We start from the raw sequence: 19816 nt of genomic DNA on the forward strand, positions 1-19816 counted from the left end.
AAGCGAGGAAATGTGTACAACTACATCGTCACGTCCCCCGGGCAAGGTGTGCAGAAGCCGGGCATGCTCGATCCTTGGCTAACCCTGTCCGCTGCCCGCGATCGCATCGCTATCTGGTCTGACGCGGTCAAGTTCGACTTGGTGACCGCCAGCAGAGATGAGAATTCTTTGCGGGATACCGCCGTCGCTCAGCCTGTCATCATCGCGGCGGCGCTGCTGTCACTGAGCTTGCTGCGCGAGAAAGTCGATATCTCCGGAGACAGCGCGCTGTTCGCCGGCCACTCGGTGGGCGAGCTCGCGGCTGGGGTGGGCGCGGGCTATCTGACTGATGAGGCCGCCCTGACGTTGGCCGGCGTGAGGGGCGGTGCGATGTCATCGGCATGCGCCCTCGCCACTACCGGTATGGCCGCGGTGATGCCGACGAAAAGGGGCGGCGCGTCAGATGACGAGATTGTGGCGAAGACGCATGAACATGGCCTCTCAACGGCCAACCGTAATGGCTGCAACCAGTTCGTCGTCGCCGGACCCCTCGACGCTGTCGAGCATTTTGCGGATGCGCCACCCGAGGGCATGCGCGTCATGAAACTGGATGTGGCGGGCGCCTTTCACACATCGGCGATGGATTCCGCGATATCACCGTTTGCGGACGCAGTGAATAGCTGTCCGGTTTCGGCTCCGTCATCTCCCATGATCGGCAATAGCGACGGAGCGATCATCGCAGGTCCATCGGACTTCAAGAAGCGGTTGATCGCCCAGATCAACTCGGTGGTCCGTTGGGACCTCTGCGCTGCCGCGATCGCCGCGGCAGGAACCGCCGACACCCTGTTCATCGAACTAGCACCGAGCGGACCGTTGACCCGTCTGGCGGAACGTTTGGACGCAAAATTTCAGACTGTCGCCATCCGCGAGCCAGGGGACGTGGAGCTGCTTTCCGGCGAGTTTGCGATTGATTAGCCAAGTTCCGTGCGAACACTATGCGTAACAGGGCGAATAGCCAAGAAAGGAGGCAACGTGACAGACACGCGACCGCATCAGGACACGGTGGACGCGCCTGGCGAGCCAATTCGTCCACTTAGCCGCCTGGAGACATACTTCACTTTTGGGTTTGGTCATTTCGGCGGTCAGTCAATGCTCATCTCGGGGGATTTAAATATCGAGGCGCTGAATGACACTTGTATTGAGATGCAGCTCCGCCACGAATCCCTGCGAAGCATCATCCGTAAGAATGATCAAGTCCCCGAGTTTGTGGCGACGCACCAACCGCCCAAATCGATCCGCGTATTCGAGGGAGAAGACCTTGAGACCCGGTCCACTGGGCGTGAGGCCGTATTCGATCAGACGCAGCAGCTTTTCTATGTCGATCTGCTTCTCGGGGACGGCCAGGCCCGCATAACGTTCTTCGTCCACCACTCAATCGCGGACGGCCGTCATGGATCTGCGATCCTCATCGAGTTTTGGAGCCTTTACGTTCAGCGCATCGAGGAAGGGCAGTTCCCGCCGATCCTCACCCAAAAATTCCCGCAGTCGGGGGAGTACTTCCTGAACCGCACTCAGTATCCGGGCGCGGATCCGAGCGTGAAGGCGGATGAAGTATTGCGTGTGCCGCTGTGGGATGAGGCCGCGCTTGCCCAGAAACTCCCGCCCCCTCGGGAGCCCGCGCTCGCCAAACAGATGCAGTTGGAAAAACTCGGCAGAGCAAACCTCGCCCGCCTCGGCAATATCGAAAGCATCTCGATCAACGCGCTTGTATCCGCAGCTCTGATTCGTGCGCATGTCCGCGCTGGCGACCCAGTCCCACTGTATTTCTATCCGGTGGATCTTCGCGACTGTGTGGCGCCTCCGGTTGCCCCCACCGAAGCGACCAACTTGCTCTCCAACGCATGGTTCGGCGATGTTGAGATCGGCCCGGACCTCGTCACACTCGCCAGAAAGATACATGTCCAATTCGACAGGGACTTAGCGGACGGCACAATTCACCGAACGCGAGTTAGAAATGAGCCAACGAAGCTTCTTGCTGATAGGTCTTTTGGTGGCGCAATTCATGCCACTCAGCTAGGTCGAATTCGTGTTCCCCGCCTACCGGGGAATCTGGTCGTAGACGACATCACATCCAGTCATGCATCGGCATTGGGGCCAGCTATTTATACGTTCTTGTACGGTCGGGAGGTTTCGGTGTACACGATTGACTCGCTGAATCAACGACTGCGGGTGGGTTTCCTAGCCGGAAGTTACGAAAAGAGCGATGAGCTTCTTGCGTACATCGAAGACGAACTGACCGCGGCGATAGACGCTCGCATCTGATGGCGTTCCATCGAGGGCTCGGTGCGTTCGGGCGCAAGGTCATCCGACACGGCTGGTTGGTCGTGGTGATAGCGGTCGTGGCCTCGCTTGCATCCGTATCCGTGGTGAAGGTGCGCGCGCTATCTGCCCCGTCGGGGCCGGTGGTGAGTCCGAAGGGTGCACCGAAGCTCCCGTCGTTCGCTCCCAAGCATGTGGTCTACATGGTGTTCGGGGAATCCGCGGACACAGGGACGCTCACTTACCTAGACGTCGACAGCAGACCACACCGTGTCGACTTCACGACGTTGCCTTGGACGCACGAAGAAGTGACGACCCGCACGTCGATGTTGGCCAATCTCATGGCGCAGTCGACGGGGGATCAGCTCGGTTGCAGGATCATCGTCAACGGCGAGGTTCGCGACGAACAGGTCCAGAGTCGCGAGCAGGGATCGGTCGCATGCAAGGTGAAGTCGGCATGACCACCGCACGAGACGACGTGACGCGTGGGTAACAAGCATGTGGGGCCCGACCGCGGCGAAAGGCGCCCTTTCATCGCGCACGCTGTTCGGGTGCTCGCGATCCCGATCGTCCTCTTCTGGGTCGGCGCTGCCGTTGCGGCTAGCTTGTTAGTCCCCAAGCTCGACGGCGTGACAAAGCAACACGCAGGGCCGATGGTTCCCCTGGATGCGCCTTCGCAGCGCGCAATGCTGCACATTGGCGAGAAGTTTCAAGAATCGACTTCCACGAGCCTCGCCTACATCCTGCTGGAGACCGAGGGGCGAATACTGGGGGATGCCGACCACAAGTACTACGACGAGTTAATCCGTTTGCTCGACGCGGACAAGCAGCATGTTCAGTTCATCATGAACATGTGGGGTAAGCCGATCACGGCCGCGGGCAGTCAGAGCCCCGACAACAAGGCCGCCTACGTGATGCTGCGTTTGGTCGGCGATATCGGCGAGGCCGCCGCCAACGAGTCCACCATCGCACTACGCAAGACGGTGCAAAATACCCTTGAGCGAACCCCGCCTCCACCCGGACTCAAGGTGTACGTCTCCGGGGCGGCGCCGCTGTCTGCGGACCTGCTTGACGCCGGCGACAAAAGCATGAAGCGTGTCCTGCTTTTCACGGTTGCCGTCATCATCATCATGCTTGTCTTGGTTTACCGCTCCATTGCATGCGTAGTACTGATATTACTCACCGTCGCCTTCGAATTCACGGTGTCCAACGGCATTGTTTCCTTTTTCGTGGTTCACAACGTCATCGGCATTTCGACATTCGCGACCAGCATGGTCGAGTCACTTATCATTGCAGCCGGAACAGATTACGGGATATTTCTGCTCGGCAGATATCACGAGGCACGTAATGCGGGCGAGGACCGGGACCGCGCGTTTTACACAACGTTTCACGGAGTGTCGCACGTCATTTTGGGGTCGGGGCTCACCATTGCGGGGGCGTGCCTCTGCCTTGGTTTTGCGCGGCTTGGCTACTTCAATACGATGGGGCCGGCCTGCGCCATCGCCATGTTGGTCACTGTCGCAGCGGCGTTGACGCTCGGCCCGGCTCTGCTCGCAATCGCAAGTAAATTTGGCCTTCTCGACCCGAGATCGACCCGGCAGTCCCGGGGATGGCGCAGGGTAGGCACGATCGTCGTGCGCTGGCCAAAGCCAGTCCTCGTTGCCTCAAGTGCAGCAGTACTGGTGGGGGCCGTCTTTCTGCCGTCCTACCGAGTGAGCTATAACGAGCGGGCCTTCCAGCCGGTGAACACGCCCGCTAACGCCGGATTCATGGCCTCGGACCGGCATTTCGCGGGCGGGAAACTGAACTCAGAAATGCTCTTGATCGAGTCCGACCACGATATGCGAAACCCTGCCGATTTCATCTCACTCGATCATATCGCCAAGACCATCTTCCACACTCCGGGGATTGCCCAAGTTCAAGGCATCACCCGGCCGGAGGGCCGTCCGATGGAGCGCGCGTCAATCGCGAACATACTGGCGGGACAAGGTAGTAGCAGTGGTCAACAGCTGCCATTTACCGAGAACCAAGTAGCAGATTTAGATAACCAAGTGGCCGTCATGGATCACACCATCTCGATCATGCAGACAATTCTTGGGCTCATGGATCAAATGACGCAACTCACCCATGACATGGTGGGGACAATGGAGGAGATGAAGGCACTCGCTGACCAGGTGGAAATAAACATCAGCGCCGTCGACGATTTCCTCAGACCTATTAAGAACTACTACTACTGGGAACCGCACTGCGCGGACATCCCCATTTGCTGGATGGGGCGGTCGATGTTCGAGTCGATGGACAGCATCGACGGGATGACGGCACTGACAGCGGAGGCGCTGGCCTCCATGCAGGTCATGGACCAGCTGCTGCCCCGCATGCTTGCCCAGACACGCATGGCATTAAGTGACATGACCATCATGCGCGGGATGATGGTCAAGTCACGCGGCACCCAGGCGCTGAACACCTACACCGCGGCCGACGACGCAAACGACATGATCGATATCGGTCAGGATTTTGACGATTCTCGTAATGATGACCTCTTCTATGCGCCGAAATATATCTTCAGCAACACCGACTTCCAGGTCGCTCTCCGGTTTCTTGTTTCGCCGGACGGTACGGCGGCGAGGTTCATCATCAACCATGACGGTGAGGCCCTGAGCCCCGAGGGGGTAGCCCATGTTAATGCCATCGAAAAGGCCGCCTATGAGGGGCTGAAAGGCACATCTCTCGCCGGGGCGAAGATCTACCTCGGAGGCTCGGCCTCGAATTATCGAGACATCGAACAATATGTAAAGTCCGATCTGCTGATCGCGGCTATCGCCTCGTTCACTTTGATCTTCATCATAATGCTGATCATCACGAGGAGCATTATTGCCGCGTGCACCATTATCGGCACCGTAGCCTTCTCCTTCTCGGGAGCTTTTGGATTGGGCGTATTGATTTGGCAGCACATAGTTGGCTTGAACCTGCACTGGATGGTCCTGCCTCTTGCCTTTATCCTCTTGGTCGCGGTGGGTTCGGATTATAATCTGCTGTTAATCGCACGTATGAAGGAAGAATTGCACGGCGGAATCCAGACTGGGATCATACGGTCGGTCGGGTCAACCGGTGGTGTTGTGACAGCCGCCGGTTTGGTATTCGCATTCACCATGCTGTCCATGGTGCCGAACGATCTACGCGCCATCTCGCAAGTGGGCTCGATTATCTGTGTAGGCCTTCTGCTTGACACCCTGATTGTGCGCTCGTTCATCGTCCCAGCTATCGCCAGGATTCTGGGCCCATGGTTCTGGTGGCCGCGGATCGTGCGTTGGCGCCCGCCGGCGGGTACGTCCGGCACCACCCTCGCGAATGCCCGGAATGGAACATGATGTCGATGTCTACCGCTGAATCGCAGAGCGGCGCCGCAGGCAGGATCCGTGCCAAGTCCCGAGAGTTTCGCGTCGCGGCAGTTGGCCTGCTCCTGGCCTCGATGATTGGACCCGCGCAGCTGTATTGCATCCAGGGAATTCTGCCGCAGGTCGCGGAGGGGCTACAGATCTCTGCGGGCGACAGCCAACTCATTTTCCTGGCGGCATTTGCCGGTTTTGCGCTGGGATTGATCCCCATCAGCCTGTTGTCCGAACGCTATGGCAGGCGGAGCATACTGCTGGCGTCGTCGACACTTGGAACGTTGATTTACCTGCTTCTGGTGTTCTGCGACAGCCTCACTGAAATCGTCTTGTTGAGAGGACTTCAGGGAGTCTTGCTGGCCGGTGTTTCTGCCATTGTTATGGCATACATAGGCGAAGAGTTCGAACCCCAGGCCGTTACCCCTGCGATGGGGATATACGCGGCAGGAAACGCCCTCGGGTCACTCTTGGGCCAAATGTTGCCGGCCTGGATTGTTGGGGGCACGGGTTCATGGCGGTTGGCACTCGGCGTGCTGGCCGTGCTACTGCTTGGAGTAATTGTTGTTTCCGCTATCACACTGCCGCGCTCGAACTTCTTCATATCCAGCGATATTTCGTACGCCATGGAAGCCAGGCTCTTCCTCTCGCACCTTTCGAACCCTCGGTTACTCGTAATATATCTGCTGATATTTTGCTTCATGGGGGCGATTATTTCGATATTCAATGCCTTGCCCTTCAGGGTCGAATCGCCACCATTCAATATATCGCCGAGTATGTACGGCACATTCTTTCTGGTTATTCTGGTGGGCGTTTTCACCGCGAAGACCTCGGGTACCGTAGCCGCGAGGATCGGAATCAGGAACACGCTACTTCTGGCTGTTGTCTTGATGCTGGCCGGAGTAGCGCTACTAGCCGTTCCCGTGGTGTGGATCATTGTGCTTGGCGCAGCGCTTGTCACCGGGGGAGGGTTTGCGGGGTACACGTGTCTCACGAGCCTGTCGGCGACGATCGCGCATAAAGGTAGGGCGCAGGCGTCCTCGCTTTTTCTCGCGTCGAGCTTCAGTGGGAGCGCCGTGTTCGGGCTCGTCGGTAGCCGCGTGCTCACGGATGCGGGATGGGCTGGTCTGTTGATATACATCAGCGGATTGATGGGCCTCGGTTTCTTGCTGGCGCTCACTGTCCGCGACGCACCACCCGCCGATGCCGAAGGTAGGAAATCGTGATCAGGCCCATTGATGCTGTCTTGAAGTCTGTCCTCGATGCGAGCCCGGCGGTGCATCTTGATCGGCCAGCGGATTTGTCTCTGGCACGTGAGTCCCGCCGACATGCTGTCCGCGGTGAGGCGCCGTCGACCGCGGTTGGCCGTGTGAAGGACATCGTGATTCCGGCGACCGACGCACCCCCCATCGCGGCGCGCGTCTACTGGCCGCTGGGCTTCGAAGACGCCGGAGAGCTCCCACTTGCCGTCTACTACCACGGCGGCGGTTTTGCGCTGGGCAGCATCGATACTCACGACTGGGTGGCACGTTCGATATGCGCACATATCGAAGCGGTGGTGGTCTCCGTGGATTACCGCCTCGCGCCCGAAAATCCCTACCCTGCCGCTGTCGACGATGCATTCGCCGCACTCACTTGGGCGGCAGAGCATGCTACGGAATTGGGCGCGGACCCAGCCAGAATCGCGGTAGCCGGCGATTCTGCCGGGGGTAACCTCGCCACCGTAGCCGCCCAGCTGGCCAAAAGCCGCGGTGGTCCACATCTGAAGTTTCAACTGCTCTGGTACCCGGGCACCACCAGCGATCTCTCCTTGCCGTCGGTCATCGAGAATGCCGCAGGCCCGGTTCTCTCCCGCGACATGATGAGGATCTTCGGCCAGGCATATCTCGGTGAATTATCCGAAACCGCTGACCCGACAGCACTACCGTTCACCGTTGCGCCGGTCAACGGGGACCTCGAGGGTCTGCCCCCGGTGTACATCGCCACCGCGCAACACGACCCGCTTCGAGACGACGGCAGGATCTACGCGGCACTTCTCGCGGACGCGGGGGTAGCGGTCCAGCTCCGCAACGCGGACGCCCTGGTCCATGGCTATCTTGATTTCGCCCGGATAGTTCCGGCAGCGAAAGAGGAGTTCCTACTTTCCCTGGACGCCTGCAAGGCCGTGTTGTAGGCGTCTGCGTGCCCGAAAGCCCGGCCTTGAGGTCCCCCCACCACAACCAGAGTTGGGCAAGGCCATCACTGGTGCGTATGAGCGACCGGGCACGCTTTATTCTCCTTTGCTGTAAGGCTTTTGGAATGCATATTTTGGACCGGCGTTCAGTTCCCTACGGGGCAAACAATTTTCGCGCGGTGCGCAGCGGCGATAGTCCTTTGCCCACTCGCGGGATTGTTCTCGATGGGTACCCTCGGGGTGGTGTCAGACCTAGCAATCCAATTGTCCGAGTCCGGCCGGGATTGGCTGATCCATAAGCCGGTCGACATCGCGATCTACATCGTTTTGGCGCTGGTGGTGAGATACGTGTTCCACCGCGCGATCGATCGCCTGGTCCAGGGGGCGAGACGGACAGATCAGGCGGAGAGCCGTCGGCGGTGGTCGCTTTTCACGCACCGCGCACCGGAGACGGCGGAAAACGAGGCTCTTGATGAGGCCGAGCGACGACCCTCGACCGTGCGCACCCTGCGCGGACGTGCTCAGGACCCGGCCCGCGACGCACGAAGGCGTAAACGCCGAGCGCAGCGCGCGCAGACCCTGGGTTCTGTTCTCAAATCAGCAGTCTCGTTTCTGGTGCTCGTCTGGGTGATCCTGCAGTCGCTCGCGATCCTGGGAGTGAACGTGGCGCCCTTCATCGCATCCGCGGGGATCGTCGGCGTCGCGCTCGGATTTGGCGCGCAAAACCTGGTGCGAGACTTCATCACCGGAATATTCATGCTGTTCGAGGACCAGTACGGCGTCGGCGACGTGGTGGACGTCGGTGATGCGGTGGGCACCGTTGAAAGCGTTGGTCTGCGCATCACCACGGTGCGTGACCTGCACGGCACACTCTGGTACGTGCGCAACGGGGCGATCGCCCGCGTAGGCAATTTCAGCCAGGACTATGCGGTGGCCTTCCTGCAGGTGCCCGTGTCCTACAGTGCCGATGTCGACCTGGCCTGCAAGGTGGCGCTCGAGGCCGCTGAGCGGGCAGTCGCCGACGATGCGCTGCGTCAGGACGTGCTCGGAGCTCCGGAGATGCAGGGTGTCGACGGAATCACCACCGACGCGATCAGTCTGCGGTTGACGGTGGCCGTCCGGGCCAATGCGCAGTGGGCGGTGGAGCGCGAGTTGCGGCGCCGGATTCTCGTCGCGTTCGACGAGAACGGTATCCGTCCGCTCTATCTCGACGGGTTACTGCGTGCAGATGCCGAGGTCCTGGAAAAAGCGGACCGCTGACCGCGGCAGAGGCGCAGTACGCTGGTGATATGGCTGGTAAGGAAATCGACAAGCAGCGGGCAAACGCCGCGCTGGCGGTGATCCGTCAGCACCCAGGTATGGCGCTGTTCTTGGCCGCCCCGGTGCTGGCTGTCCTCGGCGCTGTGTGGTGGATCGCTGGTCTCGGATGGGCGCTGGTTCTCGCGGTGGTCATCCTGCTCGCGGGCGGCGCCGCGATCGTTATGCGCCGCAGCTGACGTAGCGTCCGGCGTTCCCCAGGTTGTTCGCTATAGGCGAACGCCGTGACATTTGTAAGTATGTAATTTTGTAATCATGAAACGAGATCAACAATCCGACGCCTCCGACGCCGCGGATTGGTTCGCCGGGCGCCTGCCCGACGGCTGGTTCAGTGGTGACCCCGAAGTCGTTGTCGACCGCGAAGAGATCACTGTCATCGGCCGATTCCCCGCCGAGGACAGTGAGAAGGAAAGTGATGCGCGCGCGGCAGGCCGCGCCTCTCGCTTCCGGGAAGAGACCCGCTCTCACCGAATGCGTATCGCCGATGAGGCGCAAGCCCGGTATGGGCGCAAGGTCTCCTGGGGAGTCGACGTGGGCACCGCCGAAGAGTCCGAGCGGATCCTGTTCACGCACATCGCCGTCCCGGTGATGACTCGCCTGCGCCAGCCCGAGCGTCAGGTGCTCGACACCCTGGTCGAGGCGGGAGTCGCGCGGTCACGTGCCGATGCACTGGCATGGGCGGTGCGGCTGGTCGGCGAACACGCCGAGGAATGGCTGGGCAAGCTACGGGGCGCCATGACAGAGGTTCGGGATCTGCGCACGCAAGGTCCGCAGCTCTAGGCCTGCGTCATCGCGAAGTAGGGACCGCGGCGCGCCAGCAGCTCCGTGTGGGTGCCACTCTCGACCACGCTGCCGCCATCCATCACCACAATGCGATCCGCATCGCGAATGGTGGAAAGTCTATGGGCGATAATGAAACTCGTCCGGTCCCTGCGTAGCTCGGCCATGGCCCGCTGAATCCGTAGTTCGGTGCGGGTGTCCACCGAACTCGTCGCCTCATCGAGTATCAGCAGCTGCGGTCGTGCCAGGAATGCTCGGGCAATGGTGATCAACTGCTTCTCGCCGGCGCTGACGTTCTCGCCGTCGTCGGCGATCCTGGTGTCATATCCGTCGGGAAGTGTCTGCACGAATCGGTCCACGTACGCCGCGCGTGCTGCCTCGCGAACCTCGTCGTCGGCCGCCCCCGGCCGCCCGTAGGCAATGTTCTCGGCGATGGTGCCTGCGAAGAGCCAGGTGTCCTGCAGCACCATTCCCATCCGCGATCGCAGATCGTGGCGGCTCACCGTTGAGATATCAACGCCATCAAGCAATATCCGTCCGGAGTCGAGGTCGTAAAAGCGCATCAGCAGGTTCACCAGGGTGGTCTTTCCTGCTCCCGTCGGCCCGACGATCGCCACCGTCTGCCCCGGTTCGACGCGCAGCGACAGCCCATCGATCACCCGGGTCTCGGGGGAGTAGCCAAAGCTGATGTCCTCGAACTCCACACCCGGCGACCCGGCGGGAATGGTGGCTGCATAGGCCGGGTCCGGAGTCTCCTCGTCGGCATCGAGCAACTCAAAAACCCTTTCGGCGCTGGCGAGTCCGGACTGCAGAGTGTTGTACATCGCGGCCACCTGCGTCAGCGGTTGGTTGAACTGCCGCACATACTGCGTGAACGCCTGGATGCTGCCCAGCGTCAGGTCACCCGAGGCCACCTTGAGACCGCCCACCACCGCTACGGCCACATAGCTCAGGTTCCCTACGAACGCCGTAGCGGGAGACACCAGCCCCGAGAAGAACTGCGCACCAAAGGCGCTGCTGTACACCTTGGCGTTCCGGTCCGCGAAGATCGCCTCTGCGTCGGCGCGATGTCCATACGTCTTGACGATGGTGAAACCGCTGTACGTCTCCTCGATATGTGCGTTCAGTTTCCCGGTGTTAGACCATTGCGCGACGAACAGCCGTTGTGAGCGACGGGCGATGGCCCGCGTCACCCAGAGTGACAGGGGCACCGTGGCGAGGGTGATCACGGCCAGCAGCGGCGAAATGCTGAGCATCATGACAAGCACGGCGACCAGCGTGAGCATCGAACTCAGCAGTTGGTTGATGCTCATCTGCAGGGACGTCTGGATGTTGTCGATATCGTTGGTCACGCGGCTCAGAATCTCCCCGCGCTGGCGGGAATCGAAGTAAGACAACGGAAGCCGATGTAGCTTGTCCTCCACATCGGTGCGCAACGCCACGACCGTGCGCTGCACGGTGACGTTCAGAAGCCGCGCCTGCACCCATGCCAACAACCCGGCCGCCAGATACAGGCCCAGCGCTAGTGCCAACGTCATCCCCACGGCATGAAAGTCGACACCCGCTCCGGGGGTAACGTTCATGCCGGAAAGCATCTGCGCGAATTGGCCGTTCCCGCGTGCCCGTGCCGCCTCGATGGCTTGTTCCTTGCTCAGTCCGGCGGGCAGCTCTCGCCCAACCACCCCGTTGAACAACAGGTCGGTGGCATGGCCCAGGATTCGGGGTCCGATCACCCCGATCGCGATACCGGTCATCGACAGGATGATCACCACGGCGGTCAGAAAACGTTGTGGAGCAAGACGCCTCACCATTCGCACCGCGGTGCCACGGAAGTCCCGTGAACGCTCTGCCAGCCCTTGCTGCACACCTCGAAAACCGATCCCCTGGGTCATACCAGTGACACCGCCTGCGAGTCGCAGATCTCCCGGTACATCCCACAGCAGTCCACCAGCTCGGCATGGGTGCCCACCGCGGCCACTCGGCCATTGTCGAGCACCACAATCTGGTCGGCATCGATTACCGTCGAGATCCGTTGCGCCACCACGATCACAGTGGATTGTGCGGCGACCGCGCGCAGCGCCTCCCGCAACCGGGCATCGGTACGTACATCCAGCGCGGAGAACGCGTCATCGAACAGGTAGACGCCCGGACGGCGAATCACCGCGCGGGCAATGGCTATGCGCTGACGCTGTCCACCGGAAAAGTTGATGCCGCCCTGCGACACCGGCATCTGCAGCCCCGCGGGATGCGTTTGGACGAAATCCGCCGCCCGCGCCACCTGTAGCGCCTCCCACATCTCGTTCTCGGTAGCGTCGGACTTGCCGTAGCGCAGGTTGCTTTCCACCGTTCCGGAGAACAGGTACCCGCGTTGCGGAACCAAACCCATGAATGTCCAAAGGTTCTCCGGGTCATACCGCCGGACATCGTTACCGCCCACGCGTACCGAACCCGCGGTCACGTCGTGCAAGCGGGGGATCAATGACAGCAGCGTGCTCTTGCCGCATCCGGTCGCGCCGACCACCGCGGTGACCGTCCCGGGCCGCGCTGTAAACGAAACCCCTTCCAATACCGCGCGTTCGGCGCCTGGATAGCGGAAGCCGGCATCGATGAACTCGACGATCGGATTCGATGCATCCGGGGAAACCGGATCGGGCGGGGCGGTAATCGATCCCACCGTCTCGAACACCTCGGTGATCCGTTCGGCGCACGCCGAGGCTCGCGGCACCATGACGGCCAGCATGGTGAGCATCATCATCGACATGAGGATCTGCAAGAAGTAGGACAAGAAGGCCACCAGCGAGCCCACCTGCATCTGCCCGTGGTCGATACGCAGCCCGCCGAACCAGATCAGCGCCACGCTGGAGGTGTTGATGACCAGTGAGGTGGTGGGCAGCATCAGGGCCTGCCACCGGCCGGCGGCAAGTGCCGCTTCGGACACCTCGGCGACGGCCACGCCAAACCGCTTGCGTTCCAGAGTTTCCCGGGTAAATGCGCGAATGACACGAATGCCGGACAACTGTTCGCGCATGACCCGGTTGATGCCATCGATGAGCCGTTGCATGCGGCGGAAGATCGGCAACATCGACCGCACGATGTACCAATTGACCAAGCCGAGCGCCGGCATGCTCACGATGAGCAGCCAGGACAACCCCGCATCCTGGTGGATCGCCATCGCGATCCCGCCGATGCACATGATCGGTGCCGTCACCAGCATGGTGCAGGTGATCTGGACCAGTACCTGCAGCTGCTGAACGTCGTTGGTGGTGCGCGTCAACAGGGTCGACGCACCGAATCGAGACGACTCTTCGGCGGAGAACCCGGTGATGTGGTGGAACAGCGCCGACCGCATGTCGCGACCGAACCCTATGCCGGTCCGGGAACCGAAGTAGACCGCGCCGATCGAGCAGGTGATCTGTACCAGAGTCACGGCCAGCATCACCATGCCGAGACGGGTGATCGTGCGCGTATCACCCTGCGCGACTCCGTCGTCGATGATCGCCGCGTTGACTGTCGGCAGATAGAGCGCGGCCAAGGTGCTGATGATCTGCAGCATGACGACCACCGCGACCAGACTGCGGTAGGGACGGACATAACGTCGCAGGAGGGCCCGCAACTGACCCTGAGGCATGCGCACCACTGTCGCACACGACTCCCGCAACAAACCCGCAGCTCAGTGGTTGGCGCGGGTTTGTGCCGCTACAGTGCACATGTGAGGTTGGGCTTGGATTCGCGCAACGTGTGGAGCAAGTGTGCTGTCGCCGTGGTGATGGTGGCACTTGTGGTGGCCGGCTGTTCGGGCGGTGATAAGTCTGATCAGCCCAACGGTAATGAGCCGAACGCGACAGCGCCGGCGCAGACCAAGTCCAAGGGCGTCGAAGGTCCGATGTTCTCGGAATGCGGCGGTGTCAGCGATCAGGCGATGATGCAGCTGACCAAGGTCGTGGGTTTGGTGGGCACCGCGAAGAACTCGGTGGGTTGTGTCTGGCTGCGCGGGGGAAGCATCGTGGGACCGCACTTCTCCTTCAACTGGTACCGAGGTAGTCCTATCGGTCGTGAACGGGCGACGGAAGAGCGGACGCGCCCGAGCGTCGAGGACATCGAGATCGCCGGATACAAGGGTTTCATCGCCACTAACGGCTACCCGGGCACCGTGACCACACTGTGCGAGATCGGCATGGACTTCGGGAACGACTTCATCGAATGGTCTATCAACTTCGAGCCCGGATCCGGCGCTCCCGACTCCTGCGACGTGGCCAAGCAGCTGACCGAGACGTCCATCAAGGCGGCCAAGAAATGATGCATCGGAAAACGAAGTCACTCTTCGCGGCGGCGTGCATCGCGCTCGTCGCATTCACGTCCGCAGGCTGTGGCGGCACCGTCGACGGGGAAGCGGTCATGCCCGGCCGCGGCGATCTGGGTGACGGTACGCCTGCCGAGCAGAAGTACCCCAACCTGCTCAAGGAATGCGACGTCCTCACCACGGACGTTCTGGCCAAGGCCGTCGACGCAGATCCGAGGGACATTCAGAGCACATTTGTGGGCGCGTTGTGCCGTTGGCAGGCGATGAGTAAGAGCGGTGGCCTCGTCGACATCACCCGCTTCTGGTTCGAGACGGGCAGTCTCGAAGCGGAGAAGGCCACAGCGAACAGTCTGAAGTACAACGTCCAGGAACGGGCGATTCAGGGAATCCCGTCGATCGTGATGAAGCCGCCGGACCAGCCGGGCGCCTGTGGAGTTGCCAGCGACGCGGCAGGTGTTGTTGGATGGTGGGTCAACCCGCAGGGCCAAGGCGGAGACTCATGCACGCAGGCAATAAAATTGATGGAGATGACGCTGTCAGTGAACATCTGACAGGTCGTGTTCGCTCGTCCCGTGTGGGCGGGATAGTGCTGTGTGCTGTGCTGGCCATGGGAATGCTGTTGAGTTCTGGGTGTTCCGGAAACCACCACGAAGTCAACGGGCATGAGGTGGCTACCTCGCATGATGTCCGGGTCGGCCCGGGGTACTCCGAGTGCGGCAGCCTCACCACACCCGATGTCATGGCCGTCGTACGCCGGGCTGACCTCAAGCTGATTGCAAAGACCCCCGCCGGATGCACCTGGTCTCCGAATGGATCGTGGAGCGCGCTCCCGAACGTCACCCTGTCCTGGTATCGCGGCAGCCCGATCGGCCGCGAGCGGGAGGGGGAGGAGCGGACGCGTGACGAGGTCAGGGATTTCTCCGCGGGAGGCAAGAGCGGCTTCATCAGTTCGACGTACGGGATGTGCGTCACCGCGCTGGAGTACGGGGACGACCAATTCTTCGAGCTGGCGGTCACCCTGCTCGGTGCGGGTCACGGCACGTCCTCGGACGCATGTCACTGCGCGATGAAGCTGTCCACCCAGGTGGCTGAGAAGGTCTGAGGCCCGCCGACTAGCGCGGCACGTGGAACTTGGTGAGCGATCCGCCGCCCAATTCGAGCCGTGACCATGGCGACCGAGTGGTGAGCACTGCGATCGCGGAGGTCGGAAACTTGGTGGAGATCCGGTTCGCGGCCTCCGCATTGCTGGTACCGGTATCGGCGAGCATGAGTGCCAGCTGCGATGTGGTGGGTTCATGCCCGACGACGAGGACCGTGCTCGCGGAATCCGGTACCGCGTTGATCTCGCCGAGGGTGATTCCCACCGTTGAGTCGTAGAGTTTGTCGCTGAATCTGACGAGCTGGCTGTGTACCCCGGTTTGAGTCAGCGTCGCGCGGGTCCGGGTGGCGGTTGAACACAGCACCGCGTCGATCCGATTGAAATTGTCCTGCAGCCATGTTCCGGCCTGGGTGGCTTGTCGCGTACCGCGGAGATTCAGCGGGCGCTGGTGATCGTCCACTCCCGGCGGGTACGCCGACTTCGCATGCCGCATCAAGATCAGGGTGCGCTTGGCGTCATCCGGCATGGTCGTACGGTAGCCGGGCTGGGTGACGAAAGACGGGCAAATGCCCGACCTGTGGATAAGTCACCAATCCGGGCCCCGGGGATCAGGCGCGGCACCCGGAGGTTGTCAGTGGACGGCCATAGACTTCCCGTGTGAAGTTCCTGCACACCGCTGACTGGCAGCTCGGCATGACCCGGCATTTCCTTGCCGGCGAAGCTCAGCCGCAGTATTCAGCCGCCCGTAGGGAGGCTATCGCTTCCCTTGGCGAGGTTGCTGTGGCTCAGGGTTGCGACTTCATGGTGGTGTGTGGAGATGTCTTCGAGTCCAACCAGCTGGCCCCACGCGTCATCAGTCAGGCGCTGGAGGTGATGCGCGGCGTCGGGGTGGACATCTATCTGCTGCCTGGCAACCACGATCCCCTGGATGCCGCCTCGGTGTACACCAGTGAGCTGTTCCTGGCTGAGAAGCCCGCGAACGTCCACGTCCTCGATACCGCGGGCGTGCATCGGGTGGCTGCCGGTGTCGAGCTGGTCGCGGTGCCGTGGCGTTCGAAGGCACCCACGCATGATCTGGTGGCCGAACAGCTGGAGGCTCTGCCCGTTGACGGCACCCGGCGCATCGTGGTGGCCCACGGCGGTGTGGACGTGCTGGACCCCGACCCGACGAAGCCGGCGCTCATCGCGCTGAAGGCCGTCGAGGACGCTATTGCCCGTGGTGCGGTCCATTACGTGGCGTTGGGGGACAAGCACTCCCGGACCCAGGTGGGTTCCACCGGGCGGGTTTGGTACTCGGGGGCGCCCGAGGTCACCAACTACGACGATGTCGAATCCGATCCGGGACATGCTCTCGTGGTCGACCTGGACGAATCGGGTGCGGTGCAGGTGGATGCCCATCACGTGGGCAGATGGCGGTTCGTGACGTTGCGGCGGTCGGTGGACAACGCACGCGATATCGCCGATCTCGGACTCAATCTCGAACTGCTGCCCGACAAAGAACGCACGGTGGTGCGTCTGGCCCTCACGGGCACGCTCAGCGTGACCGATAACGCCGTGCTGGAAGAGTGCCTGGACAAGTACACGCGGCTATTCGCCAGCGTGCGGGCGTGGGAGCGGCACACCGATATTGCGGTGGTGCCTGCCGACGGAGAGTTCAGTGATCTCGGTGTCGGTGGTTTCGCTGAGTCCGCGATCGCCGAGCTGAAGGAGATGGCGGCCGCGGGCGGGGCATCGTCGGCGGACGCCCAGGGCGCGTTGTCGCTGTTACTGCGCCTCACGTCCAGTACCGGGCGAGGCGGATCGGCCAAGGGCGGCGCGGTGACACGAGGGTCGGCGGCGTGAAGCTGCACCGCCTCTCGGTCACCAACTATCGCGGAATCGCTCATCGCGACATCACTTTTCCCGATCGCGGTGTTGTGGTGGTCAGCGGAGCGAATGAGATCGGCAAGACGTCCATGATCGAGGCGCTGGACCTGCTGATCGAATCCAAGGATCGCTCCACCAAGAAGGACGTCAAGCAGGTCAAGCCCACATTTGCGGACGTAGGCTCCGAGATTGAAGCCGAGATCAGCTGCGGCCCCTATCGATTCGTGTATCGGAAGCGTTTTCACAAACGCGCTGAGACGCATCTGACGGTCATCGAGCCGCGCCGCGAACAGCTCTCCGGCGATGAGGCGCATCAGCGGGTGCTGGACATGCTGGATCAGTCCATCGACATGAACTTGTGGAAGGCGCAGCGGGTTCTGCAGTCGGCAGGCGCGGGTGTGCTCGATCTGTCATCGAGCGATGCGCTAACCCGCGCCCTGGATCTTGCTGCCGGACAGTCGGTTGCGCTGTCCGGTAGCGAGCCCGATCTGGTGGAGCGGATCGACGCCGAGTACGCGCTGTACTTCACCGCGACGGGGCGTCCCACCGGTGAATGGGCCAAGGCCGGCGTCCGGCTGACCGCCGCTGAGGATGCGCTTGCCGTCGCCAACGCGGCCGTGGCCGAGGTCGAGCAACAGGTTCGTGAGCACGACGAGCTGACCCGGGAGCTGGCCTCCGTCATCGCCGACCGTGCCGAGGTGAGTCGTCGGCTGGCTCCGTTGGAGCAGGCCTCGCAAGCCGTTTCGACCTTGATGCAACAACGCGATAACGCAGCGGTAGTCGCGGAGGCGGCGCAGGCCGCGGCGGTGGCGGCACAGACCAAACGTGACGAGCGGGCCCAACTGGTCGCCGATATCCAGGCTCGTCGCGCCGGGATTGATGGCCTCGCCGAGCAGGTGTCGGCCGCGAAGGAAGCGCACGCTGAGGCGCAACAGGTAGCAGAGGCGGCGGAGGTTGCCGCGGCCCGGATGGCCGAGGAAGTCGAGGCTACCCGCGCTCAACTGCAGTCGGCCCGCGACACTTTGGACCGCGCGTTGGCCCGGGATGAGGTGGATGGACTGGCGGCCCGGGTGTCGCGTGTCGACCTCACTACCCGGCAGTTGACCACGGCCGGCGCGGAACTTTCGGCACTGGCCATCACCGCACAGGCCCTCGGTGCTATCGAGGCTGCCGCGCAAACCGTGGGCATGGCAGAGGTGGCTCTGGACACCGCTTCGGCGCAGGTGGAGGTGCGTGCGCTCGCCGATGTCGACATCACCGTCGATGGCCGCCAGCTGCGGGTTGCGGCCGGAGAGCAGTGGGCGAGTGCGGCCACCGATACCGTTGAGATCACCGCTCCCGGCGTGGCAGTCACCCGAATCATTCCGGGGGCCAACGCGGCTCAGCTGCGTGGAAACCTCGATGCGGCTCGTGAGGCACTCACCGGCGCCTTGGCGGCTGCTGGTGTAGCCGATGTCGGTGAGGCCCAGAAGCAGTATGAGCGGCGGACCGAGCTGAATGCTGAACGCGACCGGTTGACGGCACTGCTCGATGGGCTGATGGGGTCGGAGAGTCTTGACGCACTGCGTGAGAAGCTGAGCCGCTTGCGCGAGTTGGCGCCGGAGGCCGACGGTCTGTGGGATGCGATCGATCCGGCGCAGGCTCGTACAGAGGTCGCCCGGTTGGTGGCCGAGGTCGAGCGGCTGCAGGCCGAAGAGGTCACCCACCGCCACGCCGTCCAGGTCGCCAATCAGAAACTCGCCGAGAAGTCCACCGAGGCAATGGTATTGCGAGAGAAGCAGGGCGCCCGCGCCGAAGAGTTGGCCGCCGTGGAGCAGCGCCTGGCCCAGGTTCGGGCATCGGCCTCCGACGATTTGCTGAGCGAACGTCATGACCAGGCGGTCCAAGCGGCGGACCTGACCGCCCGCCGCATCACCGATCTGATGAGTCAGTTGGCTGCGCTTGAGGCTGATCGGGTACGCGCCGAACTCGGCGAGGTCTCCGCACGGGCACAGCGGCTGGATCAGCAGCACGATTCGTTGCGTCATCGGCTACGCGATATCGCGGTGCGTCTGGAAGTGTTCGGCAGGCAGGGCCGTAAGGACCAGCTGGATGCGGCGGCTTCCGAGCGTGAATATGCGGCAACGGAATTCGCCCGAATCGGGGCGAAGGCCCGAGCCGTCGACACCTTGCGATCGGTGATGCTGCGGCATCGGGACGGCATGAGATTGCGTTATGTCGACCCGTTCCGTGCGGAGCTGGAGCGGTTGGGGCGCATGGTCTTCGGCCCCACCTTCGAAGTGGACGTCGACAGCGATCTGAGTATTCGCAGCCGGACGCTGGAAGGCCGAACGGTGCCCTACGAGTCGTTATCGGGTGGCGCGAAGGAACAACTGGGCATCGTCGCGCGATTGGCGAGCGCCGCGTTGGTGGCGCCGCAGGATGCGGTGCCGGTCATCATCGACGACGCGCTGGGATTCACCGACAGCGACAGGCTGGAGCGCATGGGTGAGGTGTTCGGCGCGGTGGGCACCGAGGCGCAGGTGATCGTGCTGACCTGCAGCCCTGACCGCTATCACTCGGTCACCGGGGCACAGCGAATCAGCCTGTCGGCCTGA

At 62.2% G+C, this 19816-nt stretch carries 17 protein-coding genes; 14 read left to right on the forward strand and 3 right to left on the reverse strand.

Annotated elements, in window-relative coordinates:
- The first annotated feature begins 12 nt into the window (after nucleotides 1-12).
- From AOT87_RS03175 to AOT87_RS03215, 9 genes are all read left to right on the forward strand, one after another.
- Entirely contained in the window at nucleotides 13-954 is a 942-nt protein-coding gene (locus AOT87_RS03175) for an ACP S-malonyltransferase (RefSeq protein WP_057968718.1), read from the forward strand.
- 57 nt (nucleotides 955-1011) lie between these two features.
- Entirely contained in the window at nucleotides 1012-2301 is a 1290-nt protein-coding gene (locus tag AOT87_RS27495) for an acyltransferase (protein WP_081343198.1), read from the forward strand.
- Nucleotides 2301-2759 (forward strand): MmpS family transport accessory protein, encoded by a 459-nt coding sequence (locus AOT87_RS03185; RefSeq protein WP_057968717.1) that lies wholly within the window; start codon nucleotides 2301-2303, stop codon nucleotides 2757-2759. The genes AOT87_RS27495 and AOT87_RS03185 overlap by 1 nt, the downstream gene beginning before the upstream one ends.
- A 24-nt stretch (nucleotides 2760-2783) precedes the next feature.
- Nucleotides 2784-5666 carry an RND family transporter gene (locus AOT87_RS03190; RefSeq protein ID WP_057968716.1) on the forward strand — a complete coding sequence of 961 codons (2883 nt, stop codon included), beginning with the start codon at nucleotides 2784-2786 and terminating at the stop codon, nucleotides 5664-5666.
- Between the two features lie 5 nt (nucleotides 5667-5671).
- Nucleotides 5672-6910: an MFS transporter gene (locus AOT87_RS03195; RefSeq protein ID WP_057968731.1), complete on the forward strand. Its 1239-nt coding sequence runs from the start codon at nucleotides 5672-5674 to the stop codon at nucleotides 6908-6910.
- Nucleotides 6907-7857, forward strand: coding sequence for an alpha/beta hydrolase (locus AOT87_RS03200; protein ID WP_109398658.1), 951 nt, complete (start codon nucleotides 6907-6909; stop codon nucleotides 7855-7857). Before AOT87_RS03195 ends, AOT87_RS03200 begins: the two co-directional genes overlap by 4 nt.
- A 225-nt stretch (nucleotides 7858-8082) precedes the next feature.
- On the forward strand, nucleotides 8083-9117 hold the full coding sequence (locus tag AOT87_RS03205; protein ID WP_057968715.1) for a mechanosensitive ion channel domain-containing protein: 1035 nt from the start codon (nucleotides 8083-8085) through the stop codon (nucleotides 9115-9117).
- 29 nt (nucleotides 9118-9146) lie between these two features.
- Nucleotides 9147-9353 (forward strand): hypothetical protein, encoded by a 207-nt coding sequence (locus AOT87_RS03210; protein WP_030094864.1) that lies wholly within the window; start codon nucleotides 9147-9149, stop codon nucleotides 9351-9353.
- Between the two features lie 76 nt (nucleotides 9354-9429).
- A complete protein-coding gene (locus tag AOT87_RS03215) occupies nucleotides 9430-9954 on the forward strand; it encodes a hypothetical protein (RefSeq protein ID WP_057968714.1) in 525 nt (174 codons plus the stop codon).
- Here AOT87_RS03215 and AOT87_RS03220 read toward each other — a convergent pair.
- Both AOT87_RS03220 and AOT87_RS03225 read right to left on the reverse strand, forming a co-directional pair.
- Complete coding sequence (locus AOT87_RS03220; RefSeq protein WP_057968713.1) at nucleotides 9951-11846, reverse strand: ABC transporter ATP-binding protein; 1896 nt, start codon at nucleotides 11844-11846, stop codon at nucleotides 9951-9953. The genes AOT87_RS03215 and AOT87_RS03220 overlap by 4 nt on opposite strands.
- Nucleotides 11843-13567 carry an ABC transporter ATP-binding protein gene (locus AOT87_RS03225; protein WP_198528406.1) on the reverse strand — a complete coding sequence of 575 codons (1725 nt, stop codon included), beginning with the start codon at nucleotides 13565-13567 and terminating at the stop codon, nucleotides 11843-11845. The genes AOT87_RS03220 and AOT87_RS03225 overlap by 4 nt, the downstream gene beginning before the upstream one ends.
- A gap of 153 nt (nucleotides 13568-13720) precedes the next feature.
- Here AOT87_RS03225 and AOT87_RS03230 point away from each other — a divergent pair, with 153 nt between their 5' ends.
- The 3 genes from AOT87_RS03230 to AOT87_RS03240 are packed head-to-tail and all read left to right on the forward strand — an operon-like array spanning nucleotide 13721 to nucleotide 15356.
- On the forward strand, nucleotides 13721-14251 hold the full coding sequence (locus AOT87_RS03230) for a DUF3558 domain-containing protein (protein ID WP_044104574.1): 531 nt from the start codon (nucleotides 13721-13723) through the stop codon (nucleotides 14249-14251).
- Nucleotides 14248-14805, forward strand: a complete 558-nt coding sequence (locus AOT87_RS03235; RefSeq protein ID WP_078285174.1) for a DUF3558 domain-containing protein — start codon at nucleotides 14248-14250, stop codon at nucleotides 14803-14805. Before AOT87_RS03230 ends, AOT87_RS03235 begins: the two co-directional genes overlap by 4 nt.
- Nucleotides 14806-14837: 32 nt before the next feature.
- Nucleotides 14838-15356, forward strand: a complete 519-nt coding sequence (locus AOT87_RS03240) for a DUF3558 family protein (RefSeq protein WP_030094870.1) — start codon at nucleotides 14838-14840, stop codon at nucleotides 15354-15356.
- Between the two features lie 10 nt (nucleotides 15357-15366).
- Here the strand turns inward: AOT87_RS03240 and AOT87_RS03245 are convergent, their stop codons facing one another.
- Nucleotides 15367-15879, reverse strand: coding sequence for a histidine phosphatase family protein (locus tag AOT87_RS03245; RefSeq protein ID WP_046252954.1), 513 nt, complete (start codon nucleotides 15877-15879; stop codon nucleotides 15367-15369).
- A 131-nt stretch (nucleotides 15880-16010) separates the two neighbouring features.
- On the opposite strand from AOT87_RS03245, the gene AOT87_RS03250 reads away from it, so the two are divergent.
- Nucleotides 16011-17195 (forward strand): exonuclease SbcCD subunit D, encoded by a 1185-nt coding sequence (locus AOT87_RS03250; RefSeq protein ID WP_057968711.1) that lies wholly within the window; start codon nucleotides 16011-16013, stop codon nucleotides 17193-17195.
- On the forward strand, nucleotides 17192-19816 hold the full coding sequence (locus tag AOT87_RS03255; RefSeq protein ID WP_057968710.1) for an AAA family ATPase: 2625 nt from the start codon (nucleotides 17192-17194) through the stop codon (nucleotides 19814-19816). The genes AOT87_RS03250 and AOT87_RS03255 overlap by 4 nt, the downstream gene beginning before the upstream one ends.

The organism is Mycobacteroides sp. H003 (assembly GCF_001440135.1).
Classification (GTDB): domain Bacteria; phylum Actinomycetota; class Actinomycetes; order Mycobacteriales; family Mycobacteriaceae; genus Mycobacterium; species Mycobacterium gwanakae.